This window comes from Streptomyces sp. BR1 (genome assembly GCF_052373795.1).
Classification (GTDB): Bacteria; Actinomycetota; Actinomycetes; order Streptomycetales; family Streptomycetaceae; genus Streptomyces.
Genome location: NZ_CM126252.1, coordinates 6,828,007 through 6,844,903, shown reverse-complemented (window position 1 = coordinate 6,844,903; position 16,897 = coordinate 6,828,007). Strand labels below are relative to the sequence as shown.

Genomic DNA, 16,897 nt, shown 5'->3' with positions numbered 1-16,897 from the left:
CTGCTGCGCTTGGTGAGTTGGGCGACCTAGGGGTGGGGAGTCGCGGTGTCTTCACGGGCGGATCTGCGTGCGCTGTTCCGGTCCAACGACCGGGAGTTACGGGCGGTCGACTTCTTCGCCGACCGACGTGACGAATGGGTCACCGTGGCCTCCAGCCTCGTACGCCACATACGGTGGGTGAACGATCCCGCCTTCGACGTCCAGGACCTGGAGACACCCCGGCGCAACGTACTGGTCTTCTACGGCGTGGGCGGTATCGGGAAGTCCACGCTCTCCCGTGGTGTGGCGGAGCACCTGGTGGACGCCGGGGCCCACGGGGCGAACTGGCCGCCGCTGGATCCGCAGGTCGGGCCGGTCATTCCGGTCCGGGTGGATCTGGCGCGGGACGCCGGTACGGACTTCGAGGCACTGATCCTGGCCCTGCGCCTCGCCGTGGCGGAGCTCGGGGTCCCGATGCCCACCTTCGACATCGCCTTCCAGCGGTACTGGGAGCGCAACCACCCCGGTGAGCCGATCGAGGAGTACTTACGTCGGCGTACGTGGTTCAGTCGTTTCCCCGCGACCCGCTCGATGCCCCGGCAGATGCAGTCCGCCCTGTCCGATGTCGCCCAGGCACTCCAACTGCCGGGTACGGCAGGCGCGTTGGTGGGGCAGGGACTGCGCGCCGTGGTGCGCGGGCTGCGCGAGCACCGGCGTCAGGTGCGCGCCCTGGCCGACTGCCGCCGCCTCGCCGACCTGCTGGAGGCCGATCCGGACCTGGAGGCGCTGAGCTACTACGCCCATCTGCTGGCCTGGGACCTCAGCCGGGTGTCGGCCCGGAACCGGGCTGTGCTCGTGGTGCTCCTGGACACCTTCGAGGACGTCGGCAGCCGGGTGCACCGGGATCTGGAGCGGCTGATCCAGCGCGTGGTCTGGCTGATGCCGAACGCGCTGTTCATCATCACCGGCCGCAACCGACTCCCTTGGGACGACCCGCAGTTGGAGGGCCAGCTGGACTGGGCGGGTCCGCAGTACTGGCCGCTGCTGGCCGGCGGCTCCGAGGAGGATCCGCGCCAGCACCCGGTGGGCTACCTGTCGGCGGGCGACTGCGAGACGTATCTGTGCCATCGGCTCACGCTCGGCGGCAGCCCGCTGATAGACGACCACACCCGTCGGCTGATCACCGCGAACTCCCACGGTCTGCCGCTCTATCTCGATCTGGCCGTCATGCGGTTCCTGGACCTCTACCGGCGCGACGGCCGCGCTCCCGAGCCCACCGACTTCAACCTCGACTTCCCCGCCCTGGTCGCACGCACCTTCCGTGATCTCACCGCCGATGTGCGGCGGGTGCTGCGCGCGGTGAGTCTGCTCGACTCGTTCTCGGTGGAGCTGGCGACCGCGTCCGCCGGGCTGGAGCACGACGCGCCCGCCCTCGATCTGGTCGAGCGGCCGTTCGTCGACAGCGACCACGGCGCGCCCTGGCCGTACCACCTGCACGATCTCGTACGGGACGCCGTACGCGAGGCCGACTGCACCAGCGACGACCGGTGGAGCCCCGCCGACTGGCAACGCGCCGCGCGACGCACCTTCGACGCCCTGGGCTCCCAGACCACGGGTGAACGGCCGCGCTTGGTGGCCGCACTGCGCCAGGGCTTGCGGCTGGCCCGTGACTACCGGCTCGATCTGGCGTGGCTGGCCGACGCGGCATTCCGCTATGTGGACGATTTCGTCTGGGAACCCATCGAGTTACCGGCCGCCGCCGGAACGGCTCTCCAGGCACCCCAGCCACCCCAGGCACCTCCGGGCATCGACAGCCCGGCCGAAGCGCTCGCCGTGACGCTCTCGGTGATCGCCCGGCGCCAGCGCCGCCACCGGGGTGAGACCGCCGAGCAGCTGCGCACCGTGCTCGCCAGCGGCCAACTGCCCGATGAACTCCTGGAGTTACCCAGGTACTTCCTCGCCGAATGCGACCGCGATCTGGGCCACTTCGACGCGTCGCTGGAAGGGATGCGGCAGGTCGCCGAGGCCGGTGGTCACCTCGCCCCCACGGCCGCCCGGGGTCTGGTGCATCTGGCGCGCCGCATCGGCCGGTTCGGGCACGTCCGTACCGCCGCCGAGGCACTTGGCCCCGAGGGTCGCCGCGACCGGGTCCTCGGCGATCTGTGGTGGACCCAGGGCAGCATGGGGCTCGCCTGCTCCGCGTACGCCGCCGCCCGCGACGAAGCGCTGCGCGCTGGTCAGCCGGGTGAGGCGGCGTTGTCCCAGGCGTGTCTGGCCTACGCCGCCGCCTTCCAGGACCGGCCCCGCTCCGCCGAACAGATCGCCCGGGCCGAGGACATGCTCGCCGGGGTCTCCATCCGCTGGGCCGAGGTCCAGAACCACATCGCGGCCCTGATCCGGGACGCGGGCGTGGCCTCGGATCTGCCCGAGCGGGCCGATGACCTCCTCGCCCAGGCACGCGAGGCGGGTCTCACCTCATCCATCGCGTATGTGCGCCTCGCCATGTGCCTGCACGCGGCCGTTCTGGGGCATCCCGATCAGCTCGACGACGCCCGGGCCCGGTTGCGTACGTGCGTACGGGGTGAGGAGTTTGCGTATCTGGCCGAGCTCTCCTATCTGATGGCCGACGAGGAGCCGCCCGCCGATCTGCCCCGAGCCCACTGGCTCGACGGCCGGCCACAGGTGCGGGCGCGCTGGACGGCCGTCGTGCAGGACCGGCGCCGCGAAGCCGCCGCGCGTGCCGTGAGGGGGGAATGAGCCGATGGCGACCTACACCACGCTCGACGACACCGACCTGTCCGCCGTCGCCTACCACTACGGCCTCGGCCCGATCCGGCTCGCCCCACTGCCCGGCGGCGCCGCCAACTCCAGTTTCCGTGTCACGGCGGCGACCGGCACGTACGTCCTGACGATCCTCGACAACCACGACACCGCGAGCGCACGCCGGCTCTCCGCGCACACCCAGGCGCTCTTCCGGCTGGGTGTGCCGACCAACGAGGTCGTCCCGACCGTGGACGGCGCACCGATCACCCGGTTACGCGGCCGTGGGGCGGTCCTGAAGAAGTGGATCGAAGGGACCGTCAGGCAACCGCTGCCCTTGGCCCACCTCCCCGCGGCGGGCCGTATGCTCGCCGAACTCCACGCGCTCCCAGCCGCGTCACCCGGCCTCGCCGACATCCCGGTCGGTACACGTCGGCTGACCCCTCAACACGAGGTGCTCATCCGGGAGTTCACGGACAAGGAATTCGCCGCCTGGCTCACCGACCACCTCGACCGCGTCCACACCGCAGAGGCCGCCAACCGTCGTACGCCCAGGATCGTGCACGGCGACTTCTTCGACGACAACATCGTGATACGTGCCGACGGCGGCCTCTCCCTGCTCGACTGGGAGACACTCACCCTCGACGACCCCCTCCTCGATCTGGGTGCGGCGGCGGTGGGTGTGGCACGGGAGGCGGGTCTGCTCGCACCGGCTCGGCTGCGCGCGCTGGTCAGCGGTTACGAGCAGGTCGCCCCGTTGTCGGATGCCGACCGGGGCGACCTGCCCATGGAGATCATCCACGCGGCGCTGATCATCGCGTTCCACCGCTACCGCCGCCATCACATCCGCTTCCCCGACCCGCGCAAGAGCGGCTACCACATGGAGATGATCACGTTCGTGGACTCGGTGGCGGAAGGCACCCGGACGCTGCGCGAGCGGAACTAGCCGGACACGACGGCGGGCGTCATGGCCTCGGCCCATTCCCTGCGCATCTGGTCGATGAACGGCGGGATCTCCCGGTAGAGGTGGTGGTTGGCAGGGTCGGGGTGCGTGAGGTGGTGTCGTACGTAACGGTGGTAGGCGATCACCAGTGAGGCGTAGACCGCCGCGTCGAGCAGTTCGGCGGGGTCGATCTCCGCGTCCGTGGCGGCTTCCGCGTACCCCTCCACGAGTCGCCGGGCACGCCCCGCGTGGAACTCGGCGCCGACACGGCACAGCCCGACGATGGCCATGCCGAGGTCGATGAGCGGATCGTCGAGCGAGGCCGTCTCCCAGTCCAGGATGACCAGTTCACCGTCCTCGCCGACCACGATGTTGTCGGCGAAGAGGTCCCCGTGCACCAGGACGGGCTTCACGTCCCGCACGGTGATGCGGTCGACGCTCCCCCACACAGCGGTCAGCCAGGCCGCGAATCCCCGGTCGGGGAAGGTCTCACAGCGCTGCCGGGCATCGGCGGGCAACCGGCGCCCGTACAGCGGCACATCGGGGACGCCGTCGACGGGCAGCACATGAACGGCGGCCAGCGCCGCGCCTGCCGCAGGAAGCAGGTGGACGGGCAGTACGTCATGACACCGGCCGGACACATAAGGCTTGACGATCACAGGGCGGTGTTCGTGGTCCGAAACCGACGAACCATCAGACATGGTCAATGGAGCGGGAGTTGACACTCCCTCGCCGCTGAGGTGATGCAGCAGACGAACCAGGGAGTACGCGGATTCGGCGCTGTGGTTGTCGAGGACGGTCAGTACGTGCGGGCCTTCGAGGCAGGACACCAGGTAGCTTGAGTTGGCCATTCCGCCGTTCAGCGGTGATACCTGATGAACCGTCAACTCATAGCCCTGACACAGACGCTGGACATCGTCGGACTCAAGCGTGGTGTAGCGGGCCATGGTGAGCGGCACTCCTTGTGGTGGGTGTGGTCAGGTTGGCGATCAGGGGTGGGCGAGGTGCGCCCGGCGTTGTTCGACGATCTCGCGCCAGCGCGCCGCCGTGCTCTGTGCCGAGTCGATCCAGTCGGACACCGACGCGGCCCGCCGGTGTTGCGCAGCCCCCTCGGCGAGCCAGAAGTCGATGATTTCCAGCAGATAAACGAACTGCCCGGAATCCACCTGCGCGGCGAGGTTGTCACGAGCGACGCTCATCACCGAGGGGTCGCGCCGCACAGCGGCGTGAAAGGCCCGAGCGAATTCGGCGTAAGCGGCGCTCGAACTCAGCCCGGCGGACCGGGACTTGGCGACCACCTCGTCGCAACGGGCATGGAATTCACCGTCCGCACCCGCCTTCCCCGCATCCGCGAGAAGCACGGCGAGGGTCACCTGAATCTCGGCCCAGGTGATGTCCACGGCGGTGAGCAGTTCCCGCGCCGACTCCACCGTACGCGCGGCATACGCGGGACTGCCGAACCCGGCCGCGAAAGCACGGCAGGCTTCCGAGAGAGCGGATTCACCCACCGCCCCCTGAGACCAGGCCAGATCGCGAGCGGTCAGATAGCACTCATCGGCGCGGTCGAAGCACGCCTGTGTCCACCACAGATCCCCGGCGAGCCGCGACCAGACAGGCGCCGGAGGCAGTGTCTCCAGATCAGCGTGCATCGCGCGGAACTGCCCGGCTCTTCGCCGCAGATGGATCAGGCCCTTCATTGCGGTGTCGGCGATTCTGCGTCCGCCCTCCGCCAGCGTCCGCAGTTCGGCCTCCGATTCGGTGAATCTCCCCAGGTCACGGGCGCACTCGGCATGGAAGTAGGACACCAGGTCATACGCCTCGCCGCTCAGCAGATCCGCGTCCAGACACCGTTCGAGGACGCTCTCCGTCACCCGGCGATGCGTGTGCTGGCGCGCCACCACGGCCACCAGGGCCAGGGCAAACGCCTGCCCGGCGGTGGTCAGTGGAACATCGGGGTCCCCGTCCGCCCCCGGCACACGTGGGCGCAGTGTCCCTTCCCAGACGTGGTCCGCCGTGAATCCGTACGCCGCGTCCACCAGCCATCCCAGGCCGAGCCGGCGTTCATGGGCGAGCTCAAGCCCCTGGTTGAGGCAGTCGATCAGCGTCTGCCTGTCCTGGGCGCCATACGTTTCGTATACGGACCCCAAACGGCGGAAGGCTCGCTCTGCCGCCGCGTGCTCACTGGCCGAGGTCGGGGGATTCTCATGCACAAGCGCGTTCCGTCCGGGCTGCGGGTGGCAAGAAGGAGTCCAGGCATGCGGGGCCGAGGTCTCGGCGAGGGGTGCTCTGGAGAACGCAGAGGCTAGCAGCTCCCCACCGGAGCACCGCCCGTGTTCCGCCGGGCGAGGGCGAGTTGGGGCCAGCGGGAGACCCGGGTGGATCAACCGTTGCGCCGAGTGCCGGTGGTCAACCCGTCCACACTCGTCGAGCGCCGCATACCGACAAGGAGTACGTCACGCAGGCCCCGCGACGGACCGGCCGCCACGACGGTGTGCCGACGTCGTACGGGCGTGGTGAAGTGCCTCAGCCGACGGTCGTCCACCAGGAGGGAGTCCAGTGGGCGCGTCAGGCGTACGCGCCCCAATTCCCGCCCCTCGTCGTCGAATACGCTGCTCACACCTCCTTCGACCCCACTCGCCTCGATCAGGTGAATGGCGATGGCGTCCAGGCCGTCCCGGTGCACCCCTTCCGGAGCCGGCCGGCCAAGGCCGCCGGGCCCCGGCGCGATCCGCACCATATGCATGTCCACCTCCCAGAGCCCCTGCCCCGCCCCGGCCGCGGCCAGGTCGAAGCGCAGCAGCCGCAGTACCAGAGCGCTGCCGCTGATGTGCTCAGGCAGCGGCGCAAACATACGGTCGATGCCGCCCGCGAGGGCGTTGACCTCCGCCTTCTGGTGATACGGGAGATGCGGCAGGCGCAGCAATCGACCCCGGAACCGGCCCGCGCGCGCATTTCCCTGCCACAGCAGACGGCCGTAGCGCCGGTATCGGCCGGTGTCCGGTGGTGCATAGGGGTCGGCGGGCAATGACTCCCAGGTGTCGTGCGAGTCGGCCCGAAATCGCGAGAAGGCTTTCGCCAGCGCGAAGCGGTCGCCGTTCACGAACGTCCAGCCCTGTCCCGAAAGTCTCCGCGCGACCTCCTCCGTCGCCGATTCGGCCAGTAAGTGCTCACCACCGGGCACGCCGCCCCCAATTTCCCAGTGGCCGGTGGCTATGCCCGAGTTCTGCGGCTCTCGGCGGCCACGGCCTCGACGAAACGCTCCAGTCCGCGCGGGTCCGTATCAAGGAACAGATTCGGCTCGACGAGTTCCAGCTCCATCACCATCGGCTGCCGGTTCTCCCCCAGCGCCAGATCCACTCGGGCGAAGAGCAGATCGCCCGGCGGGGGAACCGCCGCCAGTGCCGCCCGTGCTGCGTGCAACTCCGCCTGAGTCGGCTCGTACGGAGCGACACCCGGATGCGGGACGCGCTCGTTGTCGATCACCCCGGCCTCGGTCAGCACCGGCCCCTTGCGGATCGCGTGGCTGAAGTCGCCCGCGACGAAGACCAGCGCCCGCTCCCCCTCCTCCACCAGCGGCAGATACGGCTGGACCATCACCGTGCGGCCCTGCGCAAGGAGCATCCGCGCATGTCCCGCCGCATCCGCGTGCCGACCGGGCAGATAGCGCGCGGTGTCACGCGCCCCGGCGGACACCGCCGGTTTGACCACCACACCATCGGCCTTGTCGAAGACTTCCCCGTCGATCGCCTCGTCCGGTGCGAGAAACCGCGTCGGTACGACGGGAACCCCGCGCTCACCGAGCTCCAGCAGATACCGCTTGTCGCTGTTCCAGTGCACCACCGGCGCCGGATTCCACAGCCGGGTGGCCCGGGACGCCGTGTCCACCCAGGTCAGATACTCGTCGTGGCGTTCCGCGTAGTCCCAGGTGGAGCGGATGACCGCCAGGTCGTACCGCTCCCAGCTGCCGCGATCCGCGTCCCACGTCACCGCTTGCGCGTCCATACCGTCGGCGCGCAGCGCGTCCACGATCAGAGGCAGATCGACGTCGTACTCAAGCCCGGCATCGCTCGTCACCACCGCGACTTTGGTAACGCCGCTCATGCCACCCCCTGGTCATACGTTGGGACGCGCCCTCGACGACATAAGTGTCATGGACCCATCGGGTCGGGGCAAGAACGGCCCGGCCGCACCGGAGGCGGCTTGAATCAACACTCGGACAAACGGGTGTATCTGCGGTGTCGCTACACACTACGACACCATTCCTCCTCTTTCCTGCTTATATGACAAACCCCAAGAAGTACCTCGTCTGCGCCCTCGTCGGCGCCACCCTGTCCATCGGCTTCGCCGCCCCCGCCATGGCCGACGGCCATGGCAACCACGGCTACGGCGACGAGCGCAACCACAACAGCCGGGAGCACCACGGCTACGGCGACCGGGACCACCACAACTACGGTGACCGCGACCGCCGGGACCACAACAGCTACGGCGACCGCGACCACCACGGCTACGGCAACCGCTTCGAGCGCTACGACCGCTTCGACCGCTTCAGCGAGGAAGGCCGGACCTGCCGCAACGAGGGCGGCGGCGCCGAAGCCTTCGGACGCGTCTCCGACTCCCCCGGCGTCCTGTCCGGCAACCTCGTCCAGGTCCCGATCGACATCCCCATCAACGTCTGCGGCAACAGCATCGGCATTCTCTGACGCACCGCATGACCACCGGTCGGCACCGCCGCGCACACCACAGCGGCGGTGCCGGCCGGGGGCCTACTTCGTGCGGTGCGGATCGATGTGGCGCTGGACGAACGCGTAGGCCCGCGTGCCGAACTGCGGGCCCAGCTTCGACGACGCCTTGACGGCGGACGGGAAGTGCACCCCGGCCCACACCCTCGACTGGCCGCAGGTCGCGGCGTAGTCGGTCCAGGTGTCATACGTCAGCGTGAGGTCGTGCGCCGGTGTGACGCCCGGTTCGATGTGCGACGAACCCGCCTTCCGCGGAATGGAGATACCGATGGTGTCGCTGCCGAGGAAGAGCCGCGCCGCCTGCGCGTACGCATAGCAGGCGGCCGTCGAGGCGGACGGGTACTCGGGGTGGTTGGTGACCGGCAGATAGCTCTGCCACTGGTTCCCCGTGATGTCGTCCACGGTTCCCTTGCCCGGACCGCCCCAGGCGGTCACCGGTGTGTCGCCGTAGAGGTAGCGGATCGCACTGAACGGCCGTACCGAGTCGTAGCGCGTCTTCTCGTTCCACACGACGATCGTGGTGTCGAACAACGCGATCTCGATGGTCGCGATGAACTGCACGAACCCCTGGACGTCCAGGTGCCCGGCCTTGACCGCGGCCACCCCCGGGACTTCCGCGAGGGCGATGAACTTGTCGCCGAACATCTCGGCGGCCATCTTTTGACGATCCGTCAACTCTGCAGAGGCCGCGAGGATTTCATCGGCCTGCTTCTTGTACGCCCGCCGGTTGTGGTAGTTGCTGTCGACCGGTGGCGGCACATGGAACCGGCCCGGGTCGTCATAGGTGAACGGTGTGACCAGACGCATCTGCGGGGTCACGAACTTCTGCGCCTCGAAGGTGCCGTCGCCCCGGGGAACGAGGGCAGGCTGCCAGCGTGACGGGTCGCGCAGCTCATACGCGGTGTTGACCGGCTCGTATCCGGTGTAGTCCGCGTACGGCGCCTGTTGGCTCCCGCCCTCGTCGCCCAACCGGTTCATACCGTCGTGGTACCGGGCCTGCATGACGCGCCGGGCCGCGAGATTGCCGAAGCCGATCGCGGTCCGGGTGTTCTCCTGGTGGTCGTCGGGGTCCAGGCCGACCGAGGTCATCATCGACCGCCAGGCCGCCGCGGCCTGCGGGATACGGGCGGTGAAGACGCGGTAGGACGCGTAGAGAACCGCGATGTTCCGGTTCCGGGTGGTGCGCTCGGCCGCCGGGCGGCGGCCCAGGTTCGAGTAGATGCCCACCGCTGTGTCGTGGTACGGCGCGATGGAGTCGAACCAGGAGATCTCAAGCAGCATGCCGTAGTCGACGATGAGCGTGATATCGGAGCCGTCCCGCGAGATCGCCGCCCTCTCCTGCTGCTGGAGCGCCGGGTAGACCACTTCGAGCGCGGCGTTGCCGGTGTCGAAGTCGAACGACTGCGCCGTGCGCTGTGCGGCGGGGTTGCGCTGTGCGCCGGGGGCGCCGGAGGCCGGGTCGGCCGACGCGAGGCCGGCGGACGTCCCGAACAACAGGACCGCGCTGCAGGTGGCCGCCAACCGTAGAGATCCCGGCCGCCTCAGCCGCCTTCGCTTCCTCATGGGTCAATCTCCCTTCGTAGGGATTTGGCCAACGAAGGCACGGTAGAGCCTGCGACCATTCGCGGTGCCTCGGGATCCGGTCGACTTGACGGTGTACGTCCAACCACGTTTCGCCCCGCGAAGACGCCCGGGCCGCGCGGCCCCCACCGGTCGCACCCGCGCGTGAGCGCCTCCTGGGCGACACTGAAAGGGGACTCGAACAAGGAGGTTGTCCATGAGCAGCCCTGCGCTTCCCTCGATCACCACCGCGCTGCCGACCGAATACCGCGAGCGCCTGATGGACATCGCCCGCGAGGTGAATCACCCCGCCGGGACGCGGATCTTCAACGAAGGCGGTCACGCCGACCGGTTCTGGATCGTCCGCTCCGGCACCATCACGCTCGACATGCACATCCCCGGCCGACGCCCGGCCGTGATCGAGCAACTGGGCTCCGGTGAACTGGTCGGCTGGTCCTGGATGTTCCGCCCCTTCGTGTGGCAGCTGGGCGCCGAGGCGATGACACCGGTCCGTACGCACGAGTTCGACGCGGCGACCGTGCGGACGATGATGGACGACGACCCCGCGTTCGCCGCCGCGATCGGTTCCTGGGTGGGCCGCGTCCTCGCCCACCGCCTGCACGCGGCCCGCATCCGGCTGCTGGATCTGTACGGCCCGTACGGCAGTGGCAGCCAGAACCTGCTCTGACTCGTACACCTTCCGCTACTCACCGTAATCATGCGTGCCGGTGGTCCACCGGGCAGAAACCCCCGGCAGGCCCCCGGCCATGCACCGTCGGACCCGGGGGTCTGCCTCCTGGGGTGCGGGCCGGGCCGTCCCTAGCATGAGGACATGGGACACAGCAAAGCCCGCGCCGTACTCACGCTGGCGCTCGCCGCCGTCGCCACCGGATTAGCACCGGGCACCACTGCGAAGGCCGCCGCGCCCGACGACCTCGACCGGTTCCGCCACCAACCGCTGGAGTGGACCGCATGCAAGGATGCGCAGCTCACCGAGAGCGGCACCGAGTGCGCAACGCTCAAAGTGCCGCTGGACTACGCCCGGCCCCAGGGCCGCACCCTCGATCTGGCGATCTCCCGCATCAAAGCCACCAGCTCGGTGAAGCGGCGGGGCATCCTCCAGACCAACCCCGGCGGCCCCGGGGCTCGTGGCCTGAGTCTGCCGTCCGACCTGCGGCAGAAGATGTCACCCGAGGTGGCGGCCGCGTACGACGTCATCGGGATGGACGCCCGTGGGGTCGGCGAGAGCAGTCCGCTGAACTGCGGTCTGAATCGGGCGAGTTGGCTGCGGTCGGTGGGCACGACCCGGGCGGGCTTCGACGAGAGCTGGCGCCTCGCGAAGAACGACGCCACCGCCTGCTGGAGCAAATACCCCGACGTACTCCCCTACTTCACCACCCGCAATACCGCCCGTGACATGGACCTCGTGCGCAGTGTGCTGGGCGAGCGGAAGACCTCGTTCTTCGGGCAGTCGTACGGGACCTACCTGGGTGCCACGTATGCGCAGATGTTCCCGGGCCGGGTGGACCGGCTGGTCCTCGACAGCTCGCTCGACCCGGTCAGGTACGGGATGCGGATGATGCAGGACATGGGCCCGGCGAACGAGCGGGCGATCGACGACTTCGCCGGCTGGGCCGCGCGCCATGATGCCGAGTACCGTCTGGGCGCCACCCCGGCGGCCGTCCGGGCCACCATCGAGGGGCTGGTCCGTCGCGCGGAGGCGAAGCCGATCCCGATCGCGGGGTTCCGGCTGGACGGCTACATGCTGCCGTACGCACTCTTCGCCTTCGGTACCGACGAAGCCGAAAACGCGCAATACGCGGGCGCGCTGCGGCAGTTGCTGGACGCGGCCGACGGCAAACCGGTCGAGGCGACCCCGGAGCTTCGTGAGCTGCTGACCCTCATGTTCCATCCGCAGGGCACCGGCGCCGACATCGATCTGTCGGCCACACTCGCGGTGCTGTGCGGCGATGTCACCATGCCCCGCGACCCCGAGTGGTACCGCACGGCCATCGAACGGGCCCGGCCCACGCAGCCGGTGTTCGGCCCGATGCACAACGGCCCCACTCCCTGCGCGTTCTGGAAGGAGAAGCCGCGCGAGAAGCCGACGAGGATCGACAACGACGTCCCGGCGCTCCAGATCCAGGCCACCGGCGACACCCATGCCCCGTACGAGGAGGGCCTTGGCATGCACCGCGCGATGCGCGGCTCGCGCCTGGTGACCGTACCCGTCCGCGTCCACACCGTGTACCTCTCCGACCACAGCCCCTGCGCGAAGAAGACGGTCGACGACTACCTGGCGGAGGGGAGGCTTCCGGCGAGGGACACGACGTGCGGAGGTTGAGCGACGACGGGGGCGACGGGGTGCCTGCCGAAAACCCGTCGGCCGAACCGGTTCTCCTCGGCTGGCGCGTTCTGTTCTAATGGCGCGTTCTGTTCACGTGGCTCGCCACCGTACGGAAGGACCGCGCGATGCTGCCCAGACCCCTGCACGTCCTCAACGAGGGATCGGCGTTCCTCCTGGAACTGTGCGCACTGGCCGCACTCGCGTGGTGGGGGTACCGGACGGGCGGGAACACCGCCGTGAGCCTGTTGCTCGCGGTCGCCGCGCCGGGGGCGGCGGCTGTGGTGTGGGGTTTGTTCGCCGCGCCCAAGGCACGAATCCCCGTCCCCTTGGCGGGCGTTCTGACCGTGAAGGCGCTGGTGTTCGCCGCCGCCGTGGCCGGGCTGTACACCGTCGGCCACCACACCCTGGCCATCGCCTTCGCGGCCGTGGCCCTGCTGAACACCACCGTGGCGACGCTGGACCGGCGCGCCCGGATGCACCTGGGGCGCTGACCACGACACACGCGTTGGCGCGGCGTTGAAGGCACCGACGAGTCGGTCTCCCGCCCGGCCGATGCCGCAGAGCGGCCTTGGATCGTGGACGACACGCTGGTCCCGGGCCGCGACCGGGAACGTGGCCGCTTCCAGCCGCGACTACCGTTTCTCGGCAAACGTGCAGGTCATCGTGGACGCATACACCCAAGACCAGAACCGATCCACCGCCGCCTCCAACCTGCCAGTTACCGGCCTTGGGCAACACGCTTTAGAGACGCCGATCGGTCCATTTGGCGGATTGCAGATGGGCAGCCGGTTTGCCCTGAGCGTAACGTTGGGCTACCCGTCCGCCACCTTTCGTTAGGTTGCCAAATGAGTGCTGATGTTCGCGAACCGTTGATTTTGCACCGTCCGGGAATCACCGATCGCGTGGATGAACTCTTCAAGGCGATGTCAATAGACGCCGAGTTGCGTGAGCGATTCGTGAAAGATCCGGCACAAGTGCTGGCCACTTACACCGAGGGTGTACAGCTACCGCCACAGGAGGCGTCCGCCACAAACCAATTGGTGTACGCCGTACTCTCGAATCGACCACTACTGGAGTGGCTGCAGAAGTACGCACAAGAGCACCAAGGCGAACCGCCCTCTCGCCGGACTTTCGGGGTCGACTTCAGTCGTGCGGTGGTCGATCACGGCGGTGACCACGCCATCCTGAAGCTGATCAGAAATTCCGCAACACCTCGGAACTCCCCCGGCCGCGCCGATGAAACCTTCATCACCAGCAGCTCGATTTTCGCGAGCGGCTTCGCTTTTCCGACCGATCATCAGGCGGAAGGGCTCCACCAAATCCAATCGTTCCAGCATTCGTCAGAGTTCGACCACACCGGTGGGCCCAGCACCGAGGGGCACCCTACAGAAGTCCGAACCCGAGAGAATTCCGCTGCCGCGGGCATCTACGGCTCGCCTTACGTGCGCGTGACAATCGATGCGCTGGTCCGCCATGCCACCGAGCTGCGTGAGGCTGGCGTTCTGGGCACGACTCCCGTCCAAGGTGGCTCCGAACATGCCGACTGAAGCAACCCGCGAGGATCAGCTGGGACCACAGCGACACGTGTATCGCGGACCACGGACGCTGTCCGTCATGCCGACATTCACCTGCCCGGCGGCATGCTCCGACTGCGGCACACTGTCCAGCCCGCAAGAGCGGACACGGCTCGAATCCGACCACATCATCTCTGCCATCGACGAAGCAAAGGACCTGGGCTTCTACAACGTTGTCTTCACCGGCGGGGAAGCCACATTGCGGTGGAAGGACCTTCTCCGCGGCATCAGCCATGCGAGGGATCTCGGCTTCCCAGTCCGTCTCGTAACCAATGCTCATTGGGCACGCGATCTCGACACTGCGCGCAAGAAGCTCGGGCTACTCATCGATGCGGGTCTATCAGAGATCAACTACAGCACGGGTGACGAGCACGTCAAGTTCGTACCCATCGACCGCGTCGCACACGCCATCGTGGCCGCCTGTGAGCGTGCCTTTCGAGTTCATGTCATGGTCGAGCTCAAAAGCGATAACAGTGTCACCCGGGACGCGGTGCTGAAGCACCCACTGGTCGCTGCGCTCGACCCCGAGCAGCTTGAGTTTCTCTCGGTCGAGTTCAGCCCGTGGATGCCCATGAGCCACAGCTCCACCCACCGATATCCAGCGGGCGCTGCCGTAGACCGGCGCAACATCGGAAGGCGCCCAGGGTGCGACAGCATCCTGCAGACCTATACCGTGCAGGCCGATGGAAGAATCGGCGCCTGCTGCGGCCTCGGCATGAGAACCATCCCCGAACTCAGTGTGAGTAACGTGGATCAACCGAACTTCCTGCGTCGTGCGATCACGGAGTCCGAGGAGGATCTTCTCAAGCTGTGGATCCACTACGAGGGGCCAGAGCGAATCGTCGCCTGGGCAGCGCGCCACAATCCCGAAATCACCTGGGAAGGCCGTTACGCCCACCACTGTCAGTTCTGCCATCGCTTGTACCACGATGATGCCGTTCGGCAGGTCATCCTCGATCACTGGGAAGAGGCAATCGCGGAAGTACTCCGATCTGCGTGGCTCGACGAGATCCATGTACCGCAGGCCGTCGCGGACGCGCTGCACACACCCATGCCCAATTGAACCCGCTCCGCTTCGATGGGTCTGTGCCCAGACCCATCGAAGCGCCTCCTAAATCCCGAACGGCGCCGGGTAGTGGACGGTGCCGCTCGGCAGCGGGTGGGACTCGTCGAGGGTCATGGCCATCATGGCCTCGTCGGGGACCTCGACCGTCAGGCCGATGCCGTACGTGGAGGCCCGGGTGAAGCCGAAGCGCGGGTAGTACGCCGGGTGCCCGAGGACGACCACGTAATGCTCGCCCAGATCCGCCGCGGCCTTCAACGCGGCCCGGATCGCGGCCGACCCGGCACCGGTCCGCTGGCACTCGGGCCGTACGGACACGGGCGCCAGGCACAGGGCCGGGGTGTCATCGATGTGGCACCGGGTCAGCAGCGCATGCCCGACGACTTCACCATCGTCGTCGACGCTGACGACGGACAACCCGTCGATCCAGGAGCCGTCGCCCCGCAACGCATCGACGAGATCGGCTTCATACGGCTTCTCGAACGCGGCGAGAGTGATCTCACGGATGGCAGGAACATCGGCACCGGTCTCGGCGCGCGTGATCCAGTTCTTGTGTGTACGCATGACGGGATGAGGATCCGTTTCATGTGAGGTTCGTGTGGTGGGGTGTGTACGCGGACGGCCTCGCGAGCTCACGCTCCGCACGAGGCGGTACGGCTACGTCAGACCATCACCCGGGACGCAAGGTCGTTCCGGGCACGACTCGCCGCAGCGGCCTTGAGCACGGTCATCAACCCCACCTCCCCTTCATCCTCATCCGACTCATCGGAAACCGTACGAACGCGCCGAACGTAGCACAGCGCCTGGGCCTTCTTCCTTCGAATTTCCTGGGCGTTTGTCGATAGCCTGCGCTGGTGGAGCGTACGCAGCGGACGGCCGGCGCCGTCATCGGTTCGGCGGTGGGCGACGCGCTCGGGGGCCCTTTCGAGTTCGGCCCGCAAGGCGCGTTCTCCGCACGCTTTCCCCGGCAGGGCACGGACAGTGAGATGCGCGGAGGCGGTGGCTGGGATCCCGGCGAAGCGACGGACGACACCCAAATGGCCGTCCAGGTGGCCGAGTCGCTGCTTGAGCGGGGCGGGCTGGATCCGCCGGACGTCTTCGCCCGCTTCCAGCGCTGGGCGGCGTCCGAGCCCAAGGACATCGGATTGCAGACCGAGGACGTCCTGACCAACGGCATGCCCTGGGACCTGGCGGCCGGCGTGCATTTCCAGGTGAACACCCGAGCGGCGGGCAATGGTTCACTGATGCGGGCGTCGACATCAGCTGTCCACTTCGCCCGTGCCGGCCGGCACACCACGATGGACGCGGCCCGCCGCATCGCCGTCCTCACCCACGGCGACCGCGCCGCGTGGGAAGGCACCGCGATCTTCCATGAACTCGTACGCGTCGCTCTGGACGGCGGCGACCCCCTGGCCGCATTGCCCGCCACCCGGGATCTCGTCCATCCCGAGCACCGGCCCCGATACGCCTCGGTCCTCGCCCCCAGCTGGCACCCGGACCAGGCCACCGAGTCCAACGGCGCCGTCTGGCCCTGCCTCGGCTCCGCCGTCTGGGCTCTGCGCACCACCGCGAGCTTCGAGGATGCGATCCGTGCCGCGATCGACCTCGGCGGCGACACCGACACCGTGGCCGCCGTCACAGGAGGCCTGGCCGGTGGGTATTACGGACTCGATGCCATCCCGGTCCGCTGGACCGATCCGCTCCATGTCCCCCTGCCCGGATTCGACGGCCGGGTGCTGCGGTTGCCGGAACTGCTGGACCTCGCACACCGCCTCGATACCGAGTCCCCCTTCTCCCGGGATGACCCAACTCCTGTTCCTACTGGCTGACTTGGCGGGAGCCCCGTCACACTCCCGAGCGGCACACGAGGGCGCGAGCCCCCGTGGCCCGATCGGGTTGTCGTTCTTCGGGCGTCACTAATCGGCCCGCTGA

General features: G+C 68.3%; 15 protein-coding genes and 1 pseudogene. 10 read left to right on the top strand and 6 right to left on the bottom strand.

What is annotated here, in order from left to right; genetic code table 11:
- Positions 1 to 45 precede the first annotated feature (45 nt).
- The gene (locus ACT1U9_RS30110; RefSeq protein ID WP_444535775.1) at positions 46 to 2,736 is read left to right on the top strand and encodes an ATP/GTP-binding protein; all 2,691 of its coding nucleotides are present in this window, start codon (positions 46 to 48) and stop codon (positions 2,734 to 2,736) included.
- Positions 2,737 to 2,740: 4 nt separating this feature from the next.
- On the top strand, positions 2,741 to 3,685 hold the full coding sequence (locus ACT1U9_RS30105; protein WP_444535774.1) for a phosphotransferase: 945 nt from the start codon (positions 2,741 to 2,743) through the stop codon (positions 3,683 to 3,685).
- Here ACT1U9_RS30105 and ACT1U9_RS30100 read toward each other — a convergent pair.
- The 4 genes from ACT1U9_RS30100 to ACT1U9_RS30085 all read right to left on the bottom strand — a co-directional run bounded on the left by ACT1U9_RS30100 (position 3,682) and on the right by ACT1U9_RS30085 (position 7,783).
- Positions 3,682 to 4,629, bottom strand: a complete 948-nt coding sequence (locus tag ACT1U9_RS30100; RefSeq protein WP_444535773.1) for a phosphotransferase — start codon at positions 4,627 to 4,629, stop codon at positions 3,682 to 3,684. The two genes, ACT1U9_RS30105 and ACT1U9_RS30100, sit on opposite strands and share 4 nt — an antisense overlap.
- A gap of 42 nt (positions 4,630 to 4,671) precedes the next feature.
- Positions 4,672 to 5,718: a hypothetical protein gene (locus ACT1U9_RS30095; RefSeq protein WP_444535772.1), complete on the bottom strand. Its 1,047-nt coding sequence runs from the start codon at positions 5,716 to 5,718 to the stop codon at positions 4,672 to 4,674.
- Positions 5,719 to 6,062: 344 nt separating this feature from the next.
- A complete protein-coding gene (locus ACT1U9_RS30090; RefSeq protein ID WP_444535771.1) occupies positions 6,063 to 6,863 on the bottom strand; it encodes a 2OG-Fe dioxygenase family protein in 801 nt (266 codons plus the stop codon).
- A gap of 29 nt (positions 6,864 to 6,892) precedes the next feature.
- A complete protein-coding gene (locus ACT1U9_RS30085; RefSeq protein ID WP_444535770.1) occupies positions 6,893 to 7,783 on the bottom strand; it encodes an ATP-grasp domain-containing protein in 891 nt (296 codons plus the stop codon).
- Between the two features lie 179 nt (positions 7,784 to 7,962).
- On the opposite strand from ACT1U9_RS30085, the gene ACT1U9_RS30080 reads away from it, so the two are divergent.
- Complete coding sequence (locus ACT1U9_RS30080) at positions 7,963 to 8,382, top strand: chaplin (protein ID WP_444535769.1); 420 nt, start codon at positions 7,963 to 7,965, stop codon at positions 8,380 to 8,382.
- Between the two features lie 63 nt (positions 8,383 to 8,445).
- Here ACT1U9_RS30080 and ACT1U9_RS30075 read toward each other — a convergent pair whose 3' ends face one another.
- A complete protein-coding gene (locus tag ACT1U9_RS30075; protein WP_444535768.1) occupies positions 8,446 to 9,942 on the bottom strand; it encodes a DUF6851 domain-containing protein in 1,497 nt (498 codons plus the stop codon).
- Positions 9,943 to 10,198: 256 nt separating this feature from the next.
- On the opposite strand from ACT1U9_RS30075, the gene ACT1U9_RS30070 reads away from it, so the two are divergent.
- From ACT1U9_RS30070 to ACT1U9_RS30045, 6 genes and pseudogenes are all read left to right on the top strand, one after another.
- A complete protein-coding gene (locus tag ACT1U9_RS30070; RefSeq protein WP_444535767.1) occupies positions 10,199 to 10,669 on the top strand; it encodes a Crp/Fnr family transcriptional regulator in 471 nt (156 codons plus the stop codon).
- 144 nt (positions 10,670 to 10,813) lie between these two features.
- Positions 10,814 to 12,325 carry an alpha/beta hydrolase gene (locus ACT1U9_RS30065; protein ID WP_444535766.1) on the top strand — a complete coding sequence of 504 codons (1,512 nt, stop codon included), beginning with the start codon at positions 10,814 to 10,816 and terminating at the stop codon, positions 12,323 to 12,325.
- A gap of 128 nt (positions 12,326 to 12,453) precedes the next feature.
- Positions 12,454 to 12,819: a YrdB family protein gene (locus tag ACT1U9_RS30060; protein WP_444535765.1), complete on the top strand. Its 366-nt coding sequence runs from the start codon at positions 12,454 to 12,456 to the stop codon at positions 12,817 to 12,819.
- A 39-nt stretch (positions 12,820 to 12,858) separates the two neighbouring features.
- Positions 12,859 to 13,054 (top strand): annotated as a pseudogene (locus ACT1U9_RS30055) (IS5/IS1182 family transposase); the annotation flags it as partial.
- 119 nt (positions 13,055 to 13,173) lie between these two features.
- Positions 13,174 to 13,875, top strand: coding sequence for a hypothetical protein (locus ACT1U9_RS30050; protein ID WP_444535764.1), 702 nt, complete (start codon positions 13,174 to 13,176; stop codon positions 13,873 to 13,875).
- A 67-nt stretch (positions 13,876 to 13,942) separates the two neighbouring features.
- Entirely contained in the window at positions 13,943 to 14,965 is a 1,023-nt protein-coding gene (locus ACT1U9_RS30045; RefSeq protein ID WP_444535763.1) for a radical SAM protein, read from the top strand.
- Positions 14,966 to 15,013: 48 nt separating this feature from the next.
- Here the strand turns inward: ACT1U9_RS30045 and ACT1U9_RS30040 are convergent, their stop codons facing one another.
- Entirely contained in the window at positions 15,014 to 15,529 is a 516-nt protein-coding gene (locus ACT1U9_RS30040) for a GNAT family N-acetyltransferase (protein WP_444535762.1), read from the bottom strand.
- Positions 15,530 to 15,819: 290 nt separating this feature from the next.
- On the opposite strand from ACT1U9_RS30040, the gene ACT1U9_RS30035 reads away from it, so the two are divergent.
- A complete protein-coding gene (locus ACT1U9_RS30035) occupies positions 15,820 to 16,794 on the top strand; it encodes an ADP-ribosylglycohydrolase family protein (protein WP_444535761.1) in 975 nt (324 codons plus the stop codon).
- Positions 16,795 to 16,897: the final 103 nt, after the last annotated feature.

Coding starts and splice junctions, on each gene's coding strand:
- ACT1U9_RS30080 (WP_444535769.1), top strand. CDS start 7,963: ATGACAAACCCCAAGAAGTACCTCGTCTGCGCCCTCGTCGGCGCCACC.
- ACT1U9_RS30045 (WP_444535763.1), top strand. CDS start 13,943: ATGCCGACATTCACCTGCCCGGCGGCATGCTCCGACTGCGGCACACTG.
- ACT1U9_RS30060 (WP_444535765.1), top strand. CDS start 12,454: ATGCTGCCCAGACCCCTGCACGTCCTCAACGAGGGATCGGCGTTCCTC.
- ACT1U9_RS30040 (WP_444535762.1), bottom strand. CDS start 15,529: ATGCGTACACACAAGAACTGGATCACGCGCGCCGAGACCGGTGCCGAT.
- ACT1U9_RS30050 (WP_444535764.1), top strand. CDS start 13,174: ATGAGTGCTGATGTTCGCGAACCGTTGATTTTGCACCGTCCGGGAATC.
- ACT1U9_RS30070 (WP_444535767.1), top strand. CDS start 10,199: ATGAGCAGCCCTGCGCTTCCCTCGATCACCACCGCGCTGCCGACCGAA.
- ACT1U9_RS30105 (WP_444535774.1), top strand. CDS start 2,741: ATGGCGACCTACACCACGCTCGACGACACCGACCTGTCCGCCGTCGCC.
- ACT1U9_RS30100 (WP_444535773.1), bottom strand. CDS start 4,629: ATGGCCCGCTACACCACGCTTGAGTCCGACGATGTCCAGCGTCTGTGT.
- ACT1U9_RS30065 (WP_444535766.1), top strand. CDS start 10,814: ATGGGACACAGCAAAGCCCGCGCCGTACTCACGCTGGCGCTCGCCGCC.
- ACT1U9_RS30085 (WP_444535770.1), bottom strand. CDS start 7,783: ATGAGCGGCGTTACCAAAGTCGCGGTGGTGACGAGCGATGCCGGGCTT.